The sequence below is a fragment of the Coprococcus sp. BIOML-A2 genome, assembly GCF_009875795.1.
Taxonomy (GTDB): Bacteria; Bacillota; Clostridia; order Lachnospirales; family Lachnospiraceae; genus Coprococcus; species Coprococcus aceti.
The window spans coordinates 125,220-147,034 of sequence record NZ_WWSI01000001.1; the positions used below are offsets into that span (position 1 = coordinate 125,220).

General features: G+C 43.9%; 17 protein-coding genes. All 17 read right to left on the minus strand.

Going from position 1 to position 21,815, the window contains the following annotated elements; all coding sequences use genetic code 11:
- Positions 1-54: 54 nt before the first annotated feature.
- The gene (locus tag GT575_RS00575) at positions 55-2,532 is read right to left on the minus strand and encodes an Ig-like domain-containing protein (protein ID WP_161171274.1); all 2,478 of its coding nucleotides are present in this window, start codon (positions 2,530-2,532) and stop codon (positions 55-57) included.
- A gap of 138 nt (positions 2,533-2,670) precedes the next feature.
- Positions 2,671-5,181 (minus strand): Ig-like domain-containing protein, encoded by a 2,511-nt coding sequence (locus tag GT575_RS00580; RefSeq protein ID WP_161171275.1) that lies wholly within the window; start codon positions 5,179-5,181, stop codon positions 2,671-2,673.
- A gap of 79 nt (positions 5,182-5,260) precedes the next feature.
- A complete protein-coding gene (locus tag GT575_RS00585) occupies positions 5,261-5,989 on the minus strand; it encodes a response regulator transcription factor (RefSeq protein ID WP_055145411.1) in 729 nt (242 codons plus the stop codon).
- Positions 5,979-7,091 carry a sensor histidine kinase gene (locus GT575_RS00590; RefSeq protein ID WP_330378010.1) on the minus strand — a complete coding sequence of 371 codons (1,113 nt, stop codon included), beginning with the start codon at positions 7,089-7,091 and terminating at the stop codon, positions 5,979-5,981. Before GT575_RS00590 ends, GT575_RS00585 begins: the two co-directional genes overlap by 11 nt.
- A 166-nt stretch (positions 7,092-7,257) precedes the next feature.
- Positions 7,258-7,698 (minus strand): Fe-S cluster assembly sulfur transfer protein SufU, encoded by a 441-nt coding sequence (gene sufU / locus GT575_RS00595; RefSeq protein WP_004851759.1) that lies wholly within the window; start codon positions 7,696-7,698, stop codon positions 7,258-7,260.
- Positions 7,688-8,905 carry an aminotransferase class V-fold PLP-dependent enzyme gene (locus tag GT575_RS00600; RefSeq protein WP_117550342.1) on the minus strand — a complete coding sequence of 406 codons (1,218 nt, stop codon included), beginning with the start codon at positions 8,903-8,905 and terminating at the stop codon, positions 7,688-7,690. The genes sufU and GT575_RS00600 overlap by 11 nt, the downstream gene beginning before the upstream one ends.
- Positions 8,886-9,953, minus strand: coding sequence for a SufB/SufD family protein (locus tag GT575_RS00605; protein WP_055145402.1), 1,068 nt, complete (start codon positions 9,951-9,953; stop codon positions 8,886-8,888). Before GT575_RS00605 ends, GT575_RS00600 begins: the two co-directional genes overlap by 20 nt.
- A 14-nt stretch (positions 9,954-9,967) precedes the next feature.
- Positions 9,968-11,374, minus strand: a complete 1,407-nt coding sequence (sufB, locus tag GT575_RS00610) for a Fe-S cluster assembly protein SufB (protein ID WP_004851766.1) — start codon at positions 11,372-11,374, stop codon at positions 9,968-9,970.
- A gap of 3 nt (positions 11,375-11,377) precedes the next feature.
- Positions 11,378-12,127: a Fe-S cluster assembly ATPase SufC gene (gene sufC / locus GT575_RS00615; RefSeq protein WP_004851768.1), complete on the minus strand. Its 750-nt coding sequence runs from the start codon at positions 12,125-12,127 to the stop codon at positions 11,378-11,380.
- Positions 12,128-12,236: 109 nt separating this feature from the next.
- Positions 12,237-12,647, minus strand: a complete 411-nt coding sequence (locus GT575_RS00620) for an RrF2 family transcriptional regulator (RefSeq protein WP_015534709.1) — start codon at positions 12,645-12,647, stop codon at positions 12,237-12,239.
- 254 nt (positions 12,648-12,901) lie between these two features.
- A complete protein-coding gene (locus tag GT575_RS00625) occupies positions 12,902-13,777 on the minus strand; it encodes a DegV family protein (protein WP_015534708.1) in 876 nt (291 codons plus the stop codon).
- A 170-nt stretch (positions 13,778-13,947) separates the two neighbouring features.
- Complete coding sequence (locus GT575_RS00630; RefSeq protein WP_238050635.1) at positions 13,948-15,921, minus strand: GGDEF domain-containing protein; 1,974 nt, start codon at positions 15,919-15,921, stop codon at positions 13,948-13,950.
- A 38-nt stretch (positions 15,922-15,959) separates the two neighbouring features.
- Complete coding sequence (locus tag GT575_RS00635) at positions 15,960-16,907, minus strand: type I phosphomannose isomerase catalytic subunit (RefSeq protein ID WP_022216165.1); 948 nt, start codon at positions 16,905-16,907, stop codon at positions 15,960-15,962.
- A gap of 448 nt (positions 16,908-17,355) precedes the next feature.
- On the minus strand, positions 17,356-18,381 hold the full coding sequence (locus tag GT575_RS00640; protein WP_022216164.1) for a glycoside hydrolase family 130 protein: 1,026 nt from the start codon (positions 18,379-18,381) through the stop codon (positions 17,356-17,358).
- A gap of 129 nt (positions 18,382-18,510) precedes the next feature.
- Positions 18,511-19,689 (minus strand): glycoside hydrolase family 130 protein, encoded by a 1,179-nt coding sequence (locus GT575_RS00645; protein ID WP_118016874.1) that lies wholly within the window; start codon positions 19,687-19,689, stop codon positions 18,511-18,513.
- 41 nt (positions 19,690-19,730) lie between these two features.
- On the minus strand, positions 19,731-20,906 hold the full coding sequence (locus GT575_RS00650) for an AGE family epimerase/isomerase (protein ID WP_015534704.1): 1,176 nt from the start codon (positions 20,904-20,906) through the stop codon (positions 19,731-19,733).
- 24 nt (positions 20,907-20,930) lie between these two features.
- Positions 20,931-21,815, minus strand: a complete 885-nt coding sequence (locus GT575_RS00655) for a carbohydrate ABC transporter permease (protein WP_192934937.1) — start codon at positions 21,813-21,815, stop codon at positions 20,931-20,933.

Genomic DNA, 21,815 nt, shown 5'->3' on the forward strand with positions numbered 1-21,815 from the left:
TCTTTCTGTACCTTTTCATACAGTCCCTCTTATTTTAACTTACCCCCCCAATAGTTAATTACCCGATTTCGGGTTAGTTTTTGATATATATACATTCGACGAATATCTGCTTACGGATATATAATATGCCTTGCCCGCAACACATTTATAACTCATGCAAAAATCATTTTTATTAGTTGACAGATCGTGATTTACATCATCCACTGCTGCCAGCTCTTTTCTGTTCTCATCATACAGATATCCATACGGATCTCCTGTCGAAATTGAATAGAAGTAATATGTGCCCGTGGTTTTTGGAACAAATTTGTATAACTCTTCTTTTTCTGCATAAAATGAGGTTTTATCGCCAATCTCGATCACATCCTCAGACATTTTTGCTGTGACTGAAACTGCCTTTCTGTCTACCTTTGCAGTTATCACTCCCCGCTTACCCATTCCTTTGGCCTTAAGTGTATATGATGTTCCTGGGACAAGATAAACATACCCATTTGTACCGCATTGTCTGTCATATTCATCATACCATGCTCCGATATCATCAACAGAATACTTGGCATTGTCAGGATTTACAGTAAGTTTTAATACATCTGATACAAAGTTTCTGCCAGTCTCAGACTTGTCAAATTTCTGATTATACAGATATGTGCTGTCATCTCTTATGGATATTACCACTTTGTATGTACCAGGGAACAGATCCATCGAATATGAGCCATCATTTCTTGATGTAGCACCATTCCACGCAAGCTTATAAGGAGTTGCTTTATCCTGATTGTAGAACTTGATCGATACCCCGTTCAGGTTATTTCCATTTATATCCTTGACATACCCCTCAACCTTGATCGCCTTTTTAGCATTTATCTCACAGTTAACTGTGGTGCTAATCTTCGTATCGTTGTCATCCGTTATCTTTACCTTCAGGTTATATGTTCCCTCCTGATAAATTTTTCCTGTGACCCTTCCTGTTATATCAACACTCAAGCCATAGTCATCCCCGTCTATGCTATAAGTGTATTTCCCTGAACCGCCTGCGACAGATGCAGGCTTCACACTTACTGAATAATATTTATCATCCGTGCCTATCATGCCGTATTGAGGTATATAATACGCCGCGATCACCGACGAACTGCTGACATTCCATGTGATTATGTATGTAACTATATCCCCCAGCTCATCAACAGACTTAATTGTTGTTTTCGTTGTTCCTGTCTTTCTCACTGTTCCACTGAAACTGATCGCGTTACTTCCATCCGTTTTTATTGCATATTTCACACCATCAGGGAGCTTGTCTACAGTAATTTTACATATTCCTCTTGCGCGATCCACTGTAAATTCTCTGCTGAATGACTCATTCTGTTCAAGTTCATAAGTCATATAAACCCTTCTATTTGAATGATCCTTGGAATAATATGTCTCAATACTTGACTTACCTGTGCCATACAGTCCATCTACATAGACACAGACTCTCACATAATCGCTTAATGAGCATCCTCTTCTCAGCGCTATGGTGTATGTTTTATTGTCCTTTGTCGTCACGCCGTCCAATGGAATGGTATAGTTATATGTTCCATTCAGTACCGTGCTCGCCTTTACAACAAAACTGGAAGCCGGAAGTTTCTGACTTCCCGATAATGTAACCTGCACAGTTTGTGGGTCACTGACAGTTGCAGATGCTATGGTGTTCGCTTTCGCAACTGTGACTTTGTATGTCGCCTTCTTACCTGTGCCATCTGTAGCCTTTGCTGTTATCACTGCTGTTCCTGCAGCAACCGCATATACTTTTCCTTCAGAATTTACCATGGCTACCTTATCATTTGAAGAACTCCATGCACATTTCTTATTGGTTGCATATGCCGGCTTTATAACTGGGCTGAGCTGCATCGTTTTGCCTACATACAGCCTTCCACTTATTTTGCTGAATTTTAATGATGTTATCGGTGCCTTTACTGTTACCTTGCAGACTGCTTTCTTTCCTGAACCGTCAGCAGCCACTGCTGTGATAGTCACTGTTCCGCCTTTTACCGCTGTGACCCTGCCTGTAGCACTTACCTTTGCGATCTTGGAATTGCTACTCTTCCAGATAACCTTCTTATTGCTGGTTGTGTTAGGTCCTACTGTCGCCTTTATCACTGCCGACCTGCCCTTCTTGATCGTCAGCGCAGATTTGTTCACCTTGACTCTTGTGGCCGGCTGTCCGACTGTGACCTTCACCACCTTCTTGATCTTCGCATTTGACTTGAGAGAGATCGTGATATTTGCACTACCCTTTTTCACTGCTTTTATCTTGCCTGCAGAAGATACTGTCACGATCTTTTTATTGCTTGTTGAGAATTTCAGATTGCCTGAAGTCGTATTTGTCCTCAGAGTAAATGTTTTCCCTGCCTTGAGTGTTAGTGTATTACTTGGAAGATTTTTCACCGTAATACTACTGATGGTTGTTGTGGTCGCTGCTTTTGCCGGAATGCTGACACCTGTAAATGTCAGCGCAAACACAAGGATCAGCGCAACGAGAGCCATAAACCTGTTCCCTTTTTTCATAAATTTCCTCCTTTTTTATGTAACATTCCCTTTTATTACACCATATCATATATTAAAAATTATATACTATGCTTGTCAATCTCGCACATGCTATTGAGCATTACTCATATCCACATAAAAAGACGTACGGGTATCCACTTAATTTCCAGGATACTCTGTGGTTATATATACCATACTGCTGTTTCGTGTAACATTAATATAGTAGACTTTTCCTGCTTCACAGTTATATGACATATAGAAATCGTGGTCATTTCCTGTGCTGATATGCTCCTGCTTGTCATCATCATTAATTGTAAGCACTTCTCCATCTGCATCATAAAGATGTCCATATGGATTATTACTCGATCCAGAGCTTGAATAGATATAGTATGCTGCCGTCATCTTTGGAACAAATCTATAGTATGTTCCCACTGATGCATTTATAGAGGTTCTATCACCAATCTCCTCATAGTCTGTCTTAATATCTGCTACAACATATGAAGTCTTGCTGTTTATCGTTGCGGTTATAGTTCCGGCTAAAGCAACCCCGCGACCTGTAAGTCTGTAAGTACCAGGCGCCAGATAAACGTATGCACCAGCTCCAACGCTGTTGCCATCCTCGTCATACCATGTGCCGATATTCTCTATATTATATCCGTTATCCTTTGATCTAACGGATATCTTTTTTACATCCGACGAATAATTTCTTCCCGAAATGTTTCCGGTAAACCGCTGTGAATATATGTATGTTGTGTCCGAACCCGAATATATAGCTATATCATATGTCCCAGGAACAATATCTACAGAATACGATCCATCTCTTTTTACATCAGAATAACAGTAATATGTATACTCTGTGGATTTGTCCCTATTCGTAAATATAATATATGCATTTGACAATACTTCTCCTGCCACATCCCTGATATATCCCGATACTGTAATTCCCTGTGCAACATTTATCACACAGTCTACAGTTGTGCTGACTCCGGCATTATCGGAATCCGTTATCCTGACTTTTATATTATAAGTACCAGCCTTATTGATGTAACCCTCCAATTTACCATTACTATAAATATCAAGACCATAAGTATTGCCAACTATATCATAGATATAATTTCCTGAGCCACCAGCTACAGAATTTATATCAGCAGCTACATGCACAGCCGCTCCACTTTCACCACGAGTGCGATAATACCTTGGGCTGTAATAAGCTGATATCACGGAGCTGTTGTATACACACCATGTTACGATAGTTGTCATTGTATTACCATACTCATCAACTGCTGTAATTGTCGTGACTGATGTGCCAGACTTGGTTATTTTCCCTGTGAAAGTAATACAGTTGGAACGCATTCCACCTATTGTATACCTCATTCCAGCCGGAACGTCCTTTACAGAAACCTTGAGGTAGCCACTGCCAGATAAATTAACGTCTGTATTCACATTCGCATTCTGCTCAATTGCTCTGGCTTCATAATATGTCTTATTATACTTTCCGTCAGAATAATATGTCTCCACCTTACCGGTTCCTGTTCCTGTAAGTCCACTTACGTACACACATATTCTGTCCGAAGATGAAAGCCTGTTCTCCTTGTTTAACCTGATCGTGTATTTTTTATTGTCTCCTGTAGACACACTTTCAATCGGAATGCTCTTGTTGTATATGCCGCCATTTAATGTGGTCTTTACTTTAACAGCAAAATTTGATGCTGTCAGCTTCTGTGCAGATGACAATGTAACATTTATTGTCTGCCTGTTATCCACCTGCGCCGAAGCAATCTTCACAGCATTTAGAACTGTCAGCTTATATTTTACTGTCTTTTTTGTTCCGTCTGTAGTTGTTGCTGTAATCACTGTGGTTCCAGCGCCAACAGCCACAACGAGTCCGAATGAACTTACCATAGCGACCTTATCATTCGAAGACTTCCAGGTACACTTTTTGTTTGTTGCATCTGCCGGTGCAATGACTGGGTTTAACTGTTCTGTTTTTCCCACATACATCTTACCGCTGCCCTTTTTGAACTTTATAGAAGTTACATACGCCTTGACTGATACCTTACAACTTGCCTTCTTGCCGGAACCATCTGCAGCTACTGCTGTGATGACTGCTGAACCACCTCCGGCTGCTGTTATCCGTCCTCTGGAATTAACCTTATCAACCTTTATATTGCTGCTCTTCCATACGACCTTCTTATTGCTTGCCTTGCTTGTTCCAACAGAAGCCTTTACCACAGCACTTTTTCCTTTTACCAGCGTCAGCTTGCTTTTAGTAAGCTTTACAATCGTGACAGGCTGTCCTGCAGTTACCGTAATAACCTTCTTTACCTTAGGATCAGCCTTCAGCGACATTGTAATCTTAGCTGTCCCATTTTTTACATTTCCTGCTTTGATCACTCCCGCAGTTGTCACGGTTGCTATCCTTCTGTTGCTGGTTACGAATTTCAGCTCTTTCGCCGCCACATTTGTCTTAAGAGCAAATGACTTTCCCGCCTTGAGCGTAAGTGTGCCGGCTGGCAGATTGCTCACAGTGATGCTCTTTACAACCGTGTTTTTTGCCGTAGCCGCCGTTGTAGCTGCCAGCGCAGTTCCCGGAACATTCATACCTGAAAATATCAGTGCAAATGCAAGAATGACCGCCACAGCCTTCATGATTTTTCTGTACCCTTTCATAACACTCCTCCTGATTTAATAAAAAATCCGCTATACTTCATAAAATCAGTATAGCGGACTTTATTTTATTAATCTACCATCAAATACTATCAATGAGTTTTTCGCTGTCATCACACATCCTGTATCCCACGCCCAGCTCATTGATGATAAAACTCTTCTTGCCCGGCTTCACTCCGAACTTCTTTCTTATATTCGCCATATTGACCTGAAGTCTCTTGGTGCTTCCCATGTCATTGTAGCCCCAGACCTCCTTGACTATAAAACTGTATGTAAGCATCTTGCCCGGATGTCTGGACAGAAGATCGACTATGTTGTACTCAGTCTGAGTCAGCTTGATCTCCTCATCCCCTATGAACACTCGTCTGGCCTCATAGTCTATGAGCAGATCCCCAGTCTGGAATTTCCCTGTCGGCAGTTCACTGTCATGTGCCTGGTAAAGCACTGTGCGGAGTGCAGATCTGACCCTGGCAACCAGCTCCTCCGAACCAAATGGTTTTGTAACATAATCATTTGCACCCAGATTGAGAGCCTCCACCTTATCCTTCTCATCAGATCTCGCCGAGAGAACTATGACCGGTGTAAAATCCGTCTTCCTTATCTCTGTGAGGAACGATATACCATCCTTATCCGGGAGTCCGAGATCAAGTATAACTATGTCAGGCCTATGAGACGCATACATCATAAGTCCACTCCCGCAGGATGTGGCTATGATCGTCTGATAACCATTTGCCTGCATCAGGGTATCCAGCAGGTTGTTGATATTTTGTTCATCTTCTATTATCAAGACTTTGTATTTGTTATTGCTCATCCGTAACCTCCTCTATCTTCAGTGTAAACCTGAATACTGCACCACCTTCCGCGGAATTGTATGCACTTATATCTCCTCCATGTGCTTTTATGATGGTCGCACATACCGACAGACCTATTCCGGCATTTCTTCTCGGCCTGCAGTCCGCGGACACCTCATCAGAGCTGTCCCCCAGAAGGCTTCCATCAAACAGGTGTTTCAACCTATCCTCCGGTATTCCATCGCCATCATCCTGTACCTCAAACACAACCCTGTCGCCATCGCATTTCACATTCAATGCCAGATTCTTCATTCCCTCTGCATGCTGTACTGCATTCTCAAGGATATTGATGATAACCTGCTCTATGAGAATTGCATCCATTGGTATGATGACCAGCTCATCGGGCAGATCGACTTCTACCTCCTGATCAGGATATCTCTTTGCAAATTTGATAAGCACCGAATCTATCAGCTCATCCAGGGCTATCGGGGTCTTTATGAGATTAATGTCTCCGTCTAGCCTCGTTACGGACAGCAGATTCTCAACCATACGATAAAGCCACTGGGAATCCTGTTGTATTCCCCTGAGCATCTTCTCCTTCTGCTCATCCGTAAATTCGCTGCCACTCTCTATAAGTGCCGAGCTGGCCCCGTAAATGGTGGTAAGCGGAGTTCGAAAATCATGCGACACTGCACGCAGCAGGTTCGCCCTCATTTTCTCCATCTCACTTTCTTTCTTGAGCATTTCCTGATGCTTTATCTTACTTGTAAAACCACAGGTGATAAACGCTATGGCTATCATGATTATCGCCGATGTGATATTTTCAGGTATCAGGAAATCTATCTTGAAATACGGAAATGTAAATGCAAAATTCACTATTATCACACTGACTACAGATGCCAGTATTCCATACACATATCCGTCAGTGAACACCGATATCAAAAATACCGAAAACACCATGACGGCCGGTATCAATATGTCTGTAGTAAATGTTGTCTTTATTATCAGACACAATCCAACCCCTATGGCTATCATCACCAGCATCAACAGCACATTTTTTATAATGTTCTTACATTTACACCCCTTATTTTTTTTGCTTTTTTGTATATTTATTTTTTTCATATGTATCAATCCCTTTTGGATTATTTTAAAGAAAGCGCCACCAGTACACCTTATGTCACAAACGACATAGATCTTACCAGCGGCGCCCGCTTTCACACATTCAAGTGAAGTATATCATGCCTATAGTTAAGATGCAGATAAAGAATATATCATAAGGAATCCACCCTTATGATATATTCTTCAGTGCTTCTTCAAGGGTGTGCCATCCGAGGACCGCACACTTTACTCTGGCCGGCATGTGCGCTATATCCTTGAGCGCTGATGCCTCCTCAAGCTGGTCTATCTCCTCGTCTGTAGCCTCTCCCTGTATCATCTTCAGAAAGAGCTGCCCAAGCTTCAAGGCCTCCTCCTTGGTCTTTCCTATGATCATTCCAAGCATTATATCTGCCGACGCCTGGGATATAGCACATCCGTCTCCCACGAATGATCCATCCTCGATGACTCCGTTCTCAACCTTCAGTTTAAGCCAGATGTCATCACCACAGTTGGGATTTACACCCTCCAGCACAACATTTGCTGCAGGAAGATCATATTTGAATTCAGGTCTCATATTGTGCTCTGTAAGGATCTCATTATAAAAATTCCTGTTTTGAATATTATTCTGCATATCCCATTCTCCTTCTCACATTTGCGACACTCTCCACAAATGCATCTACCTCTTCATCTGTATTGTAGAACATAAAACTTGCCCTTGTCGTGTTGTACACGCCAAGGTGTACAAGCAGTGGCTGTGCGCAGTGATGTCCAGCCCTCACATCTATTCCATCCGCAGCCATGATCTCGCTGACATCATGCGGATGTACATTGTCTATGGTGAACGCCACTATTCCGGTGTGGTTCTCCGGCTTATCTGAACCGATGACATGCACATGAGGAAGCTTTGCAAGTCCCTCCATGGCACGGGTCGTGAGCTCCAGCTCTCTCTTTTCTATATAGTCAAATCCAACCTCTTTGATGTAGCCTATAGCAGCCGCAAGTCCCGCAGCTCCTGCCGCATTGACTGTACCAGCCTCAAACTTGTGAGGCAATTCCGCATATACCGCGCCATCCCTTGAAACTGAATCTATCATCTCTCCACCTGACATGAATGGAGGCATGGCGTCAAGCAACTCCTGTCTTCCGTATAACACTCCTATTCCCATAGGTCCCATCAGCTTGTGGCCTGAAAATGCAAAGAAATCAGCGCCAAGCTCATGCACATCTATAGCCATATGCGGTGTACTCTGTGCGCCATCGACAACGACAACCGCGCCAAAGCTGTGTGCTCTGTCAGCCATCTTTCTGACCGGATTCACACATCCGAGGACATTTGACACATGTCCGACAGCAAGCAGCTTTGTGTGCTCGTTGATTCCCGCATTGATGGTCTCGTCAGTCAGCGTTCCATCCTTCTCACAGTCGAGATATCTGAGAGTTGCGCCTGTGACTCTGGCTGCCATCTGCCATGGAAGCATGTTGCTGTGGTGCTCCATGATCGTAACTGCTATCTCGTCACCAGCCTTAAGGTTATTCAGCGCGTAGCTGTATGCCACAAGGTTAAGGCTCTCTGTGGTATTCCTGGTGAAGATTATCTCCTTCTCAGAGTCAGCGTGAATGAAGTCCCTGACTACCTTTCTGGCACTCTCATACTTCTCTGTCGCCTCAAGGCTGAGCGGATAGAATCCTCTGAGTGGATTCGCATTGCTCTTCTCATAGAACTCTCTCTCAGCGTCTATGACCACCTGTGGCTTCTGCGCTGTGGCCGCATTGTCTATATAAGCTGTGTCATTGTTTCTCAACAGAGGAAAATCCTCTCTATAATTCCTGTCTGTCATATTCCATTACCTCCGCAAGCTGCTTCTCCACCAGCTTCTCTGTGTTCTCGTCCTGGATCTTGCGGTAGAGGACCTCCATCTTGCCCTTGGTCATCATGTCCTCGGCTGTCTCCATATCGATTCCCCTTGACGCGAAGTAGAATAAAGTATCCTCGTCAAGCTCACCGATGGTCGCTCCATGTGATCCCTCCACATTTTCCTCTGCACAGAGGATAAGCGGTATAGTCTTGTTCACCACATCATCGCCGAGCAGCAGTACATTCTCAGTCTCAGCGCCCTTCGAATCCGATGAACCTGTCTTGAAATCTATCGAACCTCTGAATATCTTCTCCGCAGCATCCTTAAGTGTTCCATCCACCTGTATGTTGCAGTTGGTCTTCTTGCCTATATGGTTAACCACAAGGTTGATATCTATGACCTGCTTCTTCTGGCCAAGGTAACCTATATCCATGTTGGTTGAAGCACGCTTACCAATGAGCTCAGTTCTCACGCCGTTGTACAGATTGCCCTTGCCGATAAATATCTGAAGCACATCTAGCTGTCCGTTCTCCGCACACTCACTGCCAACATCGTTGAGTATGGTCGTGTTCTCATCCTGCATAAATATCTGTACAAGACGTATGTGTGCGTCCTTCTCTATATTAAAACGCGTACGGAATGCCAGGCTGCCGCCCTCCGCATTCTCGCCAAATGTCTCTATGACTGTCATGTCTGAACCTGCATCTGCCTGCACGTAAGCATAACCGCTGCTGCCATTTGCCCCGGTTCCATTTATCAGCACGTGCACTGTCTGCCCTTTATTGGTCTCGTCCGCAACGAGTACACTTCCTGCTGCCTGCTGTGCGAAGAGTACGTCCGCATCTCTTCCTGCACCAGTCTCTATTCCATCGAAATCAGAAGCCTGCTTATCAGCTTCCTTGCCGCCATCTATCTTCACACTGCATCCCGCCATGTCCGGATTCCAGTTAAGTGCTGTGTCGTTCATGCGAAGCCAGTACCATGTCTTTGCCGGGAGCTTGTTGATCTTCATCTCGTTATTGTTCTCCATGTCACCGCACCTCCTTAACCTATGCTGCCCTTCATCTCAAGACGGATGAGGTTGTTCATCTCAAGAGCATACTCAAGCGGCAGCTCCTTCGATACATTGTCTGCAAATCCACTGACGATACATGCTCTCGCGTCTTCTTCACTCATTCCTCTGGACATCAGGTAGAACACAGCCTCGTCACTGATGCTTCCTATCTGTGCCTCATGTCCCACATTTACCTTCTTGGTTCTGATATCCATGGCCGGTATGGTGTCCGAACGTGATATCGAATCAAGCATAAGTGACTGGCAGGAAACTGCTGCCTTGGAGTTCTCAGCCTCCTTTGTCACTACAACTGATGAACGGAATGTGCTTATACCCCCGTCCTTGGAGATAGACTTTGTGTTGATATATGAGCTTGTGTCAGGTGCCGCATGAACTACCTTCGCTCCTGTGTCAAGGTTCTGTCCCTTACCGGCAAATGTAACTCCGGTGAACTCCATCCTGGCGCCCTTGCCCTTGAGCACGCTCATCGGGTAAAGGTATGACACATGTGATCCAAATGAACCCGATACCCACTCGATGGTTCCACCCTCTTCAACGCGAGCTCTCTTGGTGTTCAGGTTGTACATGTTCTTGGACCAGTTCTCTATGGTTGAATATCTGAGCTTTGCGTTCTTGCCGACAAACAACTCCACACAGCCTGCGTGAAGGTTCGCCACATTGTACTTCGGTGCCGAACATCCCTCTATAAAGTGGAGGTCTGCTCCCTCATCTACTATGATGAGTGTGTGCTCAAACTGACCCGCGCCCGCTGCATTAAGTCTGAAGTATGACTGAAGTGGGATCTCAACCTTTACTCCAGGTGGCACATATACAAATGAACCGCCTGACCACACAGCTCCGTGAAGTGCTGCAAATTTGTGATCATGAGGGGTGACAAGCTTCATGAAATGCTTCTGCACCATGTCTGCATACTCACCTGTGAGTGCACTCTCCATATCAGTGTACACAACTCCCATGTCCGCAACCTCCTGACGGACATTGTGATATACGAGTTCTGAATCGTACTGTGCACCAACTCCCGCAAGGGATTTTCTCTCAGCCTGAGGGATTCCAAGTCTCTCAAATGTATCCTTGATATCCTCAGGAACTTCATCCCAGCTGCCCTTCATCTTGGTATTTGGTCTTACGTAAGTAACTATATTGTCAATATCCAGTCCCTCGATGGATGGGCCCCAGTCAGGCACCTGCATATTGTTGTATATCTGTAAAGACTCAAGTCTGAAATTCTGCATCCATGCCGGATCATGTTTCTCCTTTGAAAGCTGCTCAACTATCTCAGGTGTGAGACCAGCTTTAAGCTTATAGGCATCTTTGTCATCATACTTGAAGTCATATATATTTCTGTCTATGTCCTCTACATATGTCTTTTCCTTCATCTTCTATATCCTTTCATACTCTGCAAATCCAGACTCGTTGATCTTGTCCACAAGTGATGCGTCACCAGTCTCTATGATCTTGCCCTCAACCATGACATGTGTGTAGTCAACGGTGAGTGACTCAAGGATCTTGGTGCTGTGTGTGATGATAAGCAGACTTCCCTTGCAGTTCTTCTGGTATTCCTCGATACCTGCTGATACTGTACGGACTGCATCAACGTCAAGTCCTGAATCTGTCTCGTCAAGGATTGCCAGTGATGGCTTGAGCATCAGAAGCTGAAGTATCTCTGCCTTCTTCTTCTCACCACCTGAAAATCCCACATTCAGGTCTCTCTCCGCATAAGATGGATCCATCTGAAGGATCTCCATGGTTCTCTCAAGCTCCTTCTTGAAATCCCAGAGACGGATTCTCTTGCCGGTCTTCTGCTCAAGGGCATTTCTTATAAATGAGCTGAGTGTCACACCAGGCACCTCTAGAGGATTCTGGAATGAGAGGAATATTCCTGCCTTTGCACGCTCATTGACAGCCTCTTCTGTGATGTTCTTACCATCAAACCATATCTCGCCCTCTCTGACTGTATATCTAGGATTGCCCATAAGTGCATATCCAAGGGTTGACTTTCCGGTTCCATTAGGTCCCATAAGTACATGTGTCTCACCCTTGCCTATCTCCAGGTTCACACCGTGAAGGATCTGTTTATCCTCAACATCAACATGTAAATTCTTAACTTCCAATAATTTTTTATCTGACATCAGTCTGCCTCCTTTTATACCAAGCCCGGCAATTGCTTTATCACTGCTATATCCGGCGATTCAATTGTCCCGCTTTAATTATCTTTTTGCTTGTATCAAATTACTCTGCTCATTCCACATTTCTGGCTATATCCGCCAGTGTCTTACCCTGGAAATAATCCTGTATCAACTCCGCCAGTCCCTGCCATATCGGCAAAGTGTAGCACTGTCCGGATCTGTCACAGGTCATTGCGCTGTTCTTCATGCATGCCACCGGGGCAAGTCCACCTTCCGTGAGTTCAAGTATCTCCCACAGTGTATATTCCTCAGGAGCCTTTTTGAGTCTGTAGCCTCCGCCATGTCCGCTGGCTGCCTCTATCAGATTTGCCTTGGACAGCATGCGCATTATACTCTCCAGATACTTCTGGGACAGTTCCTCTTTCTGAACTATTTCTTTTAACGGAATGAATCTGCCGTCGTGGTTTATGGCAAGGTCTGCCATGACCCTCAGGGCATATTCTCCCTTTGAAGAAATCACCATATCTGTAAATCCTCCTTACATATGAGTGTGATCACATTCCAGCCGCAAATACACGGTCATTCCAGTCATCACCCTCATCCGCCATTTTGGGGCGTAATAAGTCAATATCTGACTCGCAAAAATAGGATATTCCCATTTACCTACTATGTCAATAGGTTAATACACAAAAAATAATAGAAGGTGTGGCAGCCTTCCATTATTTTCCATTATTTTGTCTTTTTCAAGCATTTTATATAATTTATCCGTGCAGCAGTCTACTCATGATATGTTATTATCAGCCCGTCTTTTCCCATATAATAGCTGCACAGCCCGCTTGCAGGTACGACGCTCACATCCGTGTCGAGCCATTCAGCCTTGATAAGATGCCCCAGCTTTTCTGCTCCCTCCTCATTCATACAGTGGCTTATGACCAGCTCTCCCCCTGCAAATCCCGTCTCCCGGAGAGTATCTATCAGCTTATCATATGTCTTCTTCATACCTCTGAATTTGTGTCTGAGTTCAATTCGTCCACCAGGTGATGCCACACCTATTGCGGATATATTGAATCTATGAGCCGCATAACCCACAAGCTTATTTAATCTGCCCGCCTTTATCAGGTTGTCCAGACTCCCCAAGGCAAACATTACCTGCGTCTCCCTCACTGCTTTGTCGGCAGCACTTACTATGGCATCAAATGAATCACCTTCATGAATACCTTCATATATTATATTTGTCAGCTGTTCCGGGAGCCCCCCGGCACCACATGTGTTTATCACCGCAATATTCCTGTCCGGATATTTCTCAAGCGCCATATGTCTTGCAGCTATGGCGCTGTTGTAACTTCCCGACAATGCAGCTGACAACGTAAATGCGATAACATTTTCCGCATCCCCCCACGCCTCAAGCCACGCATGGGGTGAAGGGCAGCTAGTTCTTCCGCCTGACCGGCAATTTGCAATATGTTCAAGCATCTTCTCTATATCTATACCCGGTTCGTCTATATAATCTGTGTTATCAACAGATATTACAAACGGAACCTCAGCATAATCTATATCTATATCTATTCCAGCCAGTCCATCCGATCCATCCGGCACAAGCAGACTGCAGCCGGAATCCGAAACCAGTTTCCATCCATGATCATTTCTTTTCATCTCAACAACACCTCCATGCACAATATGCATCACACAAGTATTATTAGATATTTTTTCTGTATTTATACATTTTAGACATTTTTTCTGGGAGCATAGATTTTACAAAAAAAGGTATGATCAAGCTGCACTCAACGCAACCTGATCATACCTTTTATTTATTATATAAATTATCAATTCTTAACCTTAACAACATCCTTCTTCCTGTACTTCTTCACCTCATACAGCTTCTCATCTGCCATAGTCATGGCATTCTGAAGACCTTTCTTGTTATATTCTACGATCTGACAGTTTCCAAGCGATACACTCACCTTATAAGGCTTATCACAGTGCTCATTAAACTTCTCAAATGAACTGTATACTTCCTCAGCAAATGCATCTGCAGCGTCAGAGTCCTTAAGGCCGAGTACAAGACAGCAATACTCGTCGCCGCCTATTCTGCCTACGATTCCATTATCGCCTACAGATTTGATCAGAATATCTCCTATGGTTTTAAGAGAGAAATCACCCTCATCATGTCCATATCTGTCATTGATGATCTTGAGACTGTTCATATCAGCGTAGAATACCGTAGCCGTCCTTTTCTGCTCCTCACATTCCTTGAGCAGCTGTAATGATCTGTCAAAGAAACCTCGTCTGTTCATGATTCCTGTAAGGGGATCCTGTTTTGACAGATTGTCAAGCATAATGTTGTTTTTTTGCAGGATCGCCATACTCTCCTCAAGGCGCTTCATGATCTCCTCGTTCGTCTTGAGCAGATTGATCATCTTGACAGCAGCTGAGACCTGGTTTCCAAGAAACTCCCCATTCACCAGAACTCCTTCCGTGAGATCACACAGAAGAACTCCATAGAGTATTTCGTTGGAATACAGCGGCAAGAGTACATATATTCCAGCTCCTTCCACACCGAGGCTCTCAAAATCATAGAGATTTGATGATGACACCTTCTGGTTCACAGTGATCACACTGCTGACCTTCTCTTTAAGATCCTTAGTCTTGAGATATAACTGGTCAGGCAGTTCAAATGGCTCACCGATCAGATGTATTATTGGCTCTTTATATAAGAATATAAATGCATTCTCTATGTCCAGCCAGTCCATGGTGCCAAGAATCTCTCCATAACTTCTGTCGTTGCCTCTGTCAAAGCTCAAGACCTTCTGGATAAATGTTTTCATCTTGAACTGAGTTTTATTCCGCTCTTCCCACTGCTCTGAGAGCATATGGTTCATTGAGAGATATCCCTCAATGACATTCTTACTACGTTTTCTTGATCCGCCTTTTTTACAGAATGAATCTCTTCTGATAAACTCAGTAGGAAGTATCTTACTCTCAACCTGCTTGCCATCAATGAGCCTGACCATAAGATTTACAGCCTCTGAGCCAAGTTTTCCCGCGTCTGCACGCACAGTCGAGAGCGTCGGATATATCTGTGTAGCCCACTCAATATCATCGTAACCCATGACTGATATATCTCTTCCCGGCAGAATATCCCTCGCCTTAAGTTCTTCATAAAAACCAGATGCACAGGAATCATTCACACAGAACACTCCCTGCATATCCGGATTTCTGTCCAGAATATCTCTGAAAACCTCTTTTGATTCCGATGTAAGATTGCCCTCCACATAAAGTCCCGGATCAAACTCTATTCCATGAGCCTCAAGCACCTCAATGTAGGTTCTCCTTCTCTCCTTTGCATCATAATTGGAGTCCGGACCGCCTATCATGCCTATTCTTGTATAACCAAGTTCCTCGATCATGTAATTGAGTCCTTCTCTTATGCCTGCTCCATTGTCATATCTGACACAAATCTGATCCGGCTCATCTGCAGCCACTATCACGCACGGCATCTGCAGATATCTTTTCATAAATTCGCTGATACGCTCCTTGGTTGCAAAGCAGCCAATACAACTCGATGCAACAATAACGCCGTCCAGATTCTCCTTTGTAGCATAGGAAAACAGTGTCTGGTACTGATATTCATAATATATATCTGACGTTTCTGGGTATTCCCGGTCAAGGAACTTACCCGGAATAACAACTATATTGACATCAAGTGTCTTTGCTCTCTCTATAACCCCATGACAGAGCAGCCTCGTAAAATCATCCGTGATTCCGCCTACCAGAACACCTATCGTCTTTCTCTTCATAACTATCCCCCTTGACATTCTCTTCCAAAGGCAGGATCTTACTTGCTGACTGTGGATGCTACGATCTCCATATTGCCCTCAAACACTGGGTTGCTGTATCCGTTTGGCAGGATAAAGTGATCACCCTTCTTTATAGCGTTTCCATCCACTGTTCCACTTCCCGCAACTACAGACATGATAAGGAATGGCTTGTCGCCCACATTCAGCTCTGCCTTTCCCTCAACATCCAGCTTGTATACTGTGTAATACTTACAGCTTATAAGCTCACAGAGTTCATTTGCCTTATCTGCCTTGACACTTATAACGCTGTCCTCAACCGGCTTTGCAGGAACTGTTATAACATCTATGCTCTGCTTTACGTGAAGATCTCTAGGCTTTCCATTGCTCAGTCTGTCATAATCATAAACTCTGTATGTGATGTCACTGTTCTGCTGTGTCTCAAGAAGTGTAATTCCACCCTTGATCGCGTGTACTGTACCGGGATCTATCTGAATGAAATCCCCCTTCTTAACAGGGATCTCTCTGATAAACTCCTTCCATTTCTTACCTTCGATCATATCACATAATTCTTCCTTTGTCCTTGCATTATGACCGATTACAAGTGTTGAATCTTCCTTGCAGTCAAGAATATACCAGCACTCCATCTTACCAAATGAACCATTCTCATGTTCTGCTGCGTATGCATCGTCCGGATGCACCTGAATACTCAGATCATCTTTTGCATCGATTATCTTTATAAGCAGTGGGAATCTGACACCGTCTATGCCGCCAAACAGCTCTCTGTGGCTGTCCCATAAGTCGGCAAGCGTCTGACCTGCAAACTCGCCATTTTTCACTGTACAGTTGCCATTCTCATGTGCCGCAACTCCCCAGCACTCGCCTATATCATCGCCCTCAACATCATATCCGTATTCTTCTCTGAGCTTTGTACCGCCCCAGATATTGTGCGTAAACACGGGATTTAAAAAAAGTATTTCCTTGTTCATTGTCATTTTCCTCCTTTTGACGTACGGCAATTGGAGAATCTACGTTGTGAGATATTGTGTATGATACTCTTGTTTGTCCCCAATTGCCTGTTCTATATAAGACGGTGAAGGAATCATATTTTTACATTGACTATGACTTCTTCACTCGTCATTTCCATGATAATGTATGCCACTGTTATTTTATTGCATCTGTTGCCTTTTTCTATACATCAGAGTCCTTTTCCCGGCTTATTAGATCCAAAATCTGTCATATGATTGCCAAAGCTCTCAGAACCAAATTCAGCCCGGCTTACTGCCAGGCTGTCATAGTCTAAAAGTTTTGGCAATCACCTGCCATTACATTTCTTTTTAGAGGGGCCCCGAAGGCGGCGGGCACCGCCTTGGGAAATGAGAAAAAAATAATACAATTGCCGCGTATGAGTAGGGGCTCATAGCGATCTATAACTAACTATCTTCTACCGATCTCGGTATCAGAAGTTGTTACCACACTGTGTGACTTGATATAATCTACGATCTCATCAAGCTTTGTGAATGCAAGGCCAACATAGCTGTCAGCTGCACCGTAGTAAATGGCGATCTTTCCAGACTCGCTGTCGTGAATAGTAGCACATGGGAAGCATACATTAGGAACAAATCCACGCTCCTCGTACCACTCTTCCGGTGTGAGAAGGAAGTTCTCACAACGATACTTAACGATCGATGGGTTGTCGATATCAAGGATTGCTCCACCGATTGAGTATACATAACCGTTACATGTTCCCGCTACTCCATGGTAGAATAACAGCCATCCTTCAGAAGTCTCAATAGGGGCTGCACCGCCGCCAATCTTGAGTGACTCCCACCACTCGCTGCTCTTGCCCATGACATGTCTGTGCTTACCCCAATAAACCATATCAGGACTCTCACTTACGAATATATCACCAAATGGTGTGTGTCCACTGTCACTTGGGCGTGACAGCATCACGAAATTACCGTTGATCTTTCTTGGGAAGAGAACTGCATTTCTGTTAAATGGAAGGAATGGGTTCTCGATTCTCACAAATGTCTTGAGATCCTTTGACTTTGCGATGCCTATCGCTGCACCATAGAAATCCTGGCACCAGATTGCATAATATGTATCCTCTACCTTTACAAGTCTTGGATCATATGCGTATATAGGCATGAACTCTTCACCGTTCTCATCAACAAACTTGATCTTCTCCTCGCTGATATTCCAGTGGATAGCATCCTCGCTCTCTCCGAGGTAGATGTATGGAATTCCATTCACCTGCTCGCCTCTAAATACTCCAACAAACTTTCCATCAAATGGAACTACTGCACTATTGAATATTCTTGCAACACCCTTTGCCGGATTTCTTCCTATTATAGGATTCTCTGTATATCTCCAGATTGGAGCGTCATGATTGTCATTTGCCGGTCTGTCCTGCCATGGCACGTTTGGCACAGGCTCGCTGAACATTTTTACTTCTGACATAAGTACCTCTTTCTTCCGGCATCTTAGCCGGATTTTTTATTTTATTATCACGTTATATGGTATCTGCACAGGCAAAGGGCATACTAACCAACGTGCTGTTTCATCTGGCAGCCCATATATTATATTTTCTTACTTGTCTGTATTCTTAAGGAACTCAAGGTTCTTCCTGATCAGCTCACATCTCTGCGCTACACACTCAACGCTTCTTCCCGGATCAGCAGGTGTGTTGAATACATAGTCGATGAGTCTGTCAACTGTTGTTGTTGCAACATGCATTCTTGTATCGCTTGATGCGTAGTAGATGAACACTTCGTTGTTCTCGTTTACGATGGCGCCATTTGTGAATACAACGTTGGATACATCGCCGACTCTCTCCTCACCACGAGGTCCGATGAGCATTCCTGATGGCTCAGCGATAACCTTTGAAGGATCATTGAGGTCTGTTGCAAATGCGTAGAGTACATATCTAAGACCGGCAGCTGTGTTTCTCACACCATGTGCGATGTGGATCCAGCCCTTGTCTGTCTTTATTGGAGGTGCACCTGCACCGTTCTTTGCCTCTGTTATAGTGTGGTACTTACGAAGACTTGTCATCTTCTCCTCGTCTATAACCGCATGCTCTATATCATCACAGAGACCGAATCCTATTCCGCTGCCGCTTCCTGTCTCGATGAAATCATCCATTGGACGTGTATAGAATGCGTACTTGCCATCCACAAATTCAGGGTGAAGTACAACATTTCTCTGCTGTGGGGAACGAAGAGTCTTGAGGTTGTCAAGGCGCTCCCAGTGCTTTAAATCCTTTGTTCTCACGATACCTGCTGCTGCAACTGCTGCTGAGAGGTCATTTACAGTTGTATCCTTGCTCTCTGAACAGAACACACCGTAGATCCATCCATCCTCGTGCTGTGTCAGTCTCATATCATATACATTTGTTTCCTCAGGACATACATCATCCAGAAGGATTGGATAATCCCAGAAACGGAATCCATCGATACCGTTGTCACTCTCAGCTACGCCGAAGAATGACTTTCTGTCATTTCCCTCTATTCTTGCGACAAGATAATACTTGCCGTTCAGGTAGATAGCACCTGAGTTCATGACAGCGTTAACTCCGAGACGCTCAATGAAGTATGGATTTGTCTCAGGGTTTAAGTCATATCTCCATGTGAGAGGTATCATCTCTCTTGTGAGTACAGGGTACTCATATCTGTCATAGATTCCATTATAGAAATCTGTCTTCTTATTCTTTCTCTCAAGAAGCTTGTTCAGTTTGTCAAGCTCTACATAATATTTCTCATTCATCATTTAGGCATTCTCCTTATAATTTGAAAGCAATTGAACGCTATCTACTTGCCGTCAGCGAGTCTGCTCATAATCTCAAGGCACATTCTGCCGTTGTGGTATGGGCACTTCCATGGCTCAACTATAGGACGTCCGACTCTCGGTGTTCCATCTGCATTCAGATCCCAGAACCACTCTGATCCCGGTCTCTTGTCGATAAAATATTCCTTTATGTACTCCCAGACTTTCTCGGCAGCCTCGTAATACTTCTTATCACCCGACTTTTGATAAGCATTTATAAATCCTACTATTGATTCCGCCTGAACCCACCATACTCTTACCGTGTATGGCACGCCCTTTTCACATTCTGTCAGAACTGAATGTCCATCGAAAGCAAGCTCATATATCTGCTCTGCAAGGATATCTGTTATCTTTGTAATCTTCTCTGTGTACTCTGCCTCTCCAAGCACCTCGGTCGCCCTATCCAGGAGCCATGATGTCTCAATGTCATGTCCGTATGAGTACAGATCGATCAGAGAGTTATAATCCTTATCAAAGAACACTTCCTGTCTCTTAAGCTCCGGATTGTATACCTTATCAGCAAATACATCGAGCAGCCATTTCAGGCGCTCCTTTACCTTGGAATCCTTGGATACCTTATAAAGTTCTGTGTAAGCCTCAAGTGCATGAAGCAGTGTGTTCATTGTTCTCTCTGCGAGAACACCATTCTCAGAAAGCTTATCATTTGACTCTGGCTTGAACTCTCTTGTAAATGCCTCGAGATAGCCACCTTCGTCAGTACATTTCTCTTCTATTGTATGGAAAAGCTGCAGGGCCAGGTCCAAAGCTTCCGAATCGCCGGAAGCTTCGTAATAGGCGGATAAGGCATATATACTAAATGCCTGATTGTAGGTGTGTTTTGTCGTATCTTTGGGTGAACCATCGTAATTCATGGACCAATATATTCCGCCATATTCCCTGTCTATACAATATTCTTTCAGAAATTCATATCCATGAGCAGCCTCATCTAGAAGCTTCGGGTCCTTGAGTGCCTTATACGCACTTGCGAAGAACCAGGTAATTCTACTGTTAAGAATACAACCCTTCTCAGCCTTTTTATCAAGGTTGAGGTCATAATCCATATACCCATAAAATCCGCCGTACTCATCATCCCTCAGGGCCTCCCAGAATGGGATGATAGCATCTATTAATTCTTTTTGAATTTCATTTCTCATATTCATGAACTCTCTTCTTCTAATAAATTATTAACCCTTTACAGCACCCTGTGTAATACCACTGTAGATCTGTTTCTGACAGCAGATGAATACTATAAGTGCCGGTATGATCGATATGATAACACCTGCACATATCAGGTTGTACTGGCTGCCCATAGGTCCTACGAACTTGTAAAGTGAGATAGCCATTGTCTTGATCTCCGGGCTTATGAGGTAAAGGTTTGCAGCGTAGTACTCGTTATAGATTACAACGCCTTTCAGTATACAAGCAGTAACGATAGCCGGCTTGAGAAGTGGAAGTATGATCTTCCAGTAGATGGTCCAGTATGATGCACCATCCACGATAGCTGACTCGTCAAGAGATACTGATATGTTCTCCATAAACTGTATAAAGATGTAGATCGAGATAACATCTGTACCACAGCTCATGATGATGTAACCATATAAGTGATCTATGAATCTCAGATCACCCATGATGTTGTAGACTGTAACCTGCATAGCAACTGCAGGGAGCAATGATGCCACAAGGAAAAGTGTTCTGATAAAGCCGTTTCCCGGGAACTTGAATCTGTTAAGCACATATGCAAGCTGTGTTCCTATTACTACTGACACAAGGAGTACACATATCATAACTATGACTGAATTGATGAACGCACGTCCCATGTTGGCAGTCGTGAATGCCTTTACAAAGTTGCTGAAGTTCAGAAAGCTTTCAGGAAGTTGCATTACTGAAGTAGCCTTATACTCATCTGTTGTCTTGAAGGCTGTTGTAATACATGATATAAGAGGTACAACCGCACACAGTGAGAAGAATATGAGTACAAAGTACTTGAGGAAACCTCTTACATAATATCCAACGGTTCGTTTTTCTTTTATTGGTGCTATGCTTGGCACATCCGTCTTTCCTCTTGCCAT

Excerpts from the sequence above, each read along its gene's own strand:
- GT575_RS00630 (WP_238050635.1), bottom strand. The coding sequence starts at position 15,921 with ATGAAGAGAAAGACGATAGGTGTTCTGGTAGGCGGAATCACGGATGAT.
- GT575_RS00620 (WP_015534709.1), bottom strand. The coding sequence starts at position 12,647 with ATGGTGATTTCTTCAAAGGGAGAATATGCCCTGAGGGTCATGGCAGAC.
- GT575_RS00650 (WP_015534704.1), bottom strand. The coding sequence starts at position 20,906 with ATGAATATGAGAAATGAAATTCAAAAAGAATTAATAGATGCTATCATC.
- GT575_RS00580 (WP_161171275.1), bottom strand. The coding sequence starts at position 5,181 with ATGAAAGGGTACAGAAAAATCATGAAGGCTGTGGCGGTCATTCTTGCA.
- GT575_RS00640 (WP_022216164.1), bottom strand. The coding sequence starts at position 18,381 with ATGTCAGAAGTAAAAATGTTCAGCGAGCCTGTGCCAAACGTGCCATGG.
- sufU (WP_004851759.1), bottom strand. The coding sequence starts at position 7,698 with ATGCAGAATAATATTCAAAACAGGAATTTTTATAATGAGATCCTTACA.
- GT575_RS00600 (WP_117550342.1), bottom strand. The coding sequence starts at position 8,905 with ATGACAGACAGGAATTATAGAGAGGATTTTCCTCTGTTGAGAAACAAT.
- GT575_RS00655 (WP_192934937.1), bottom strand. The coding sequence starts at position 21,815 with ATGGCAAGAGGAAAGACGGATGTGCCAAGCATAGCACCAATAAAAGAA.
- GT575_RS00625 (WP_015534708.1), bottom strand. The coding sequence starts at position 13,777 with ATGAAAAGAAATGATCATGGATGGAAACTGGTTTCGGATTCCGGCTGC.
- GT575_RS00575 (WP_161171274.1), bottom strand. The coding sequence starts at position 2,532 with ATGAAAAAAGGGAACAGGTTTATGGCTCTCGTTGCGCTGATCCTTGTG.
- GT575_RS00585 (WP_055145411.1), bottom strand. The coding sequence starts at position 5,989 with ATGAGCAATAACAAATACAAAGTCTTGATAATAGAAGATGAACAAAAT.
- sufC (WP_004851768.1), bottom strand. The coding sequence starts at position 12,127 with ATGTCAGATAAAAAATTATTGGAAGTTAAGAATTTACATGTTGATGTT.
- sufB (WP_004851766.1), bottom strand. The coding sequence starts at position 11,374 with ATGAAGGAAAAGACATATGTAGAGGACATAGACAGAAATATATATGAC.
- GT575_RS00635 (WP_022216165.1), bottom strand. The coding sequence starts at position 16,907 with ATGAACAAGGAAATACTTTTTTTAAATCCCGTGTTTACGCACAATATC.
- GT575_RS00605 (WP_055145402.1), bottom strand. The coding sequence starts at position 9,953 with ATGGAGAACAATAACGAGATGAAGATCAACAAGCTCCCGGCAAAGACA.
- GT575_RS00645 (WP_118016874.1), bottom strand. The coding sequence starts at position 19,689 with ATGATGAATGAGAAATATTATGTAGAGCTTGACAAACTGAACAAGCTT.
- GT575_RS00590 (WP_330378010.1), bottom strand. The coding sequence starts at position 7,091 with ATGAAAAAAATAAATATACAAAAAAGCAAAAAAAATAAGGGGTGTAAA.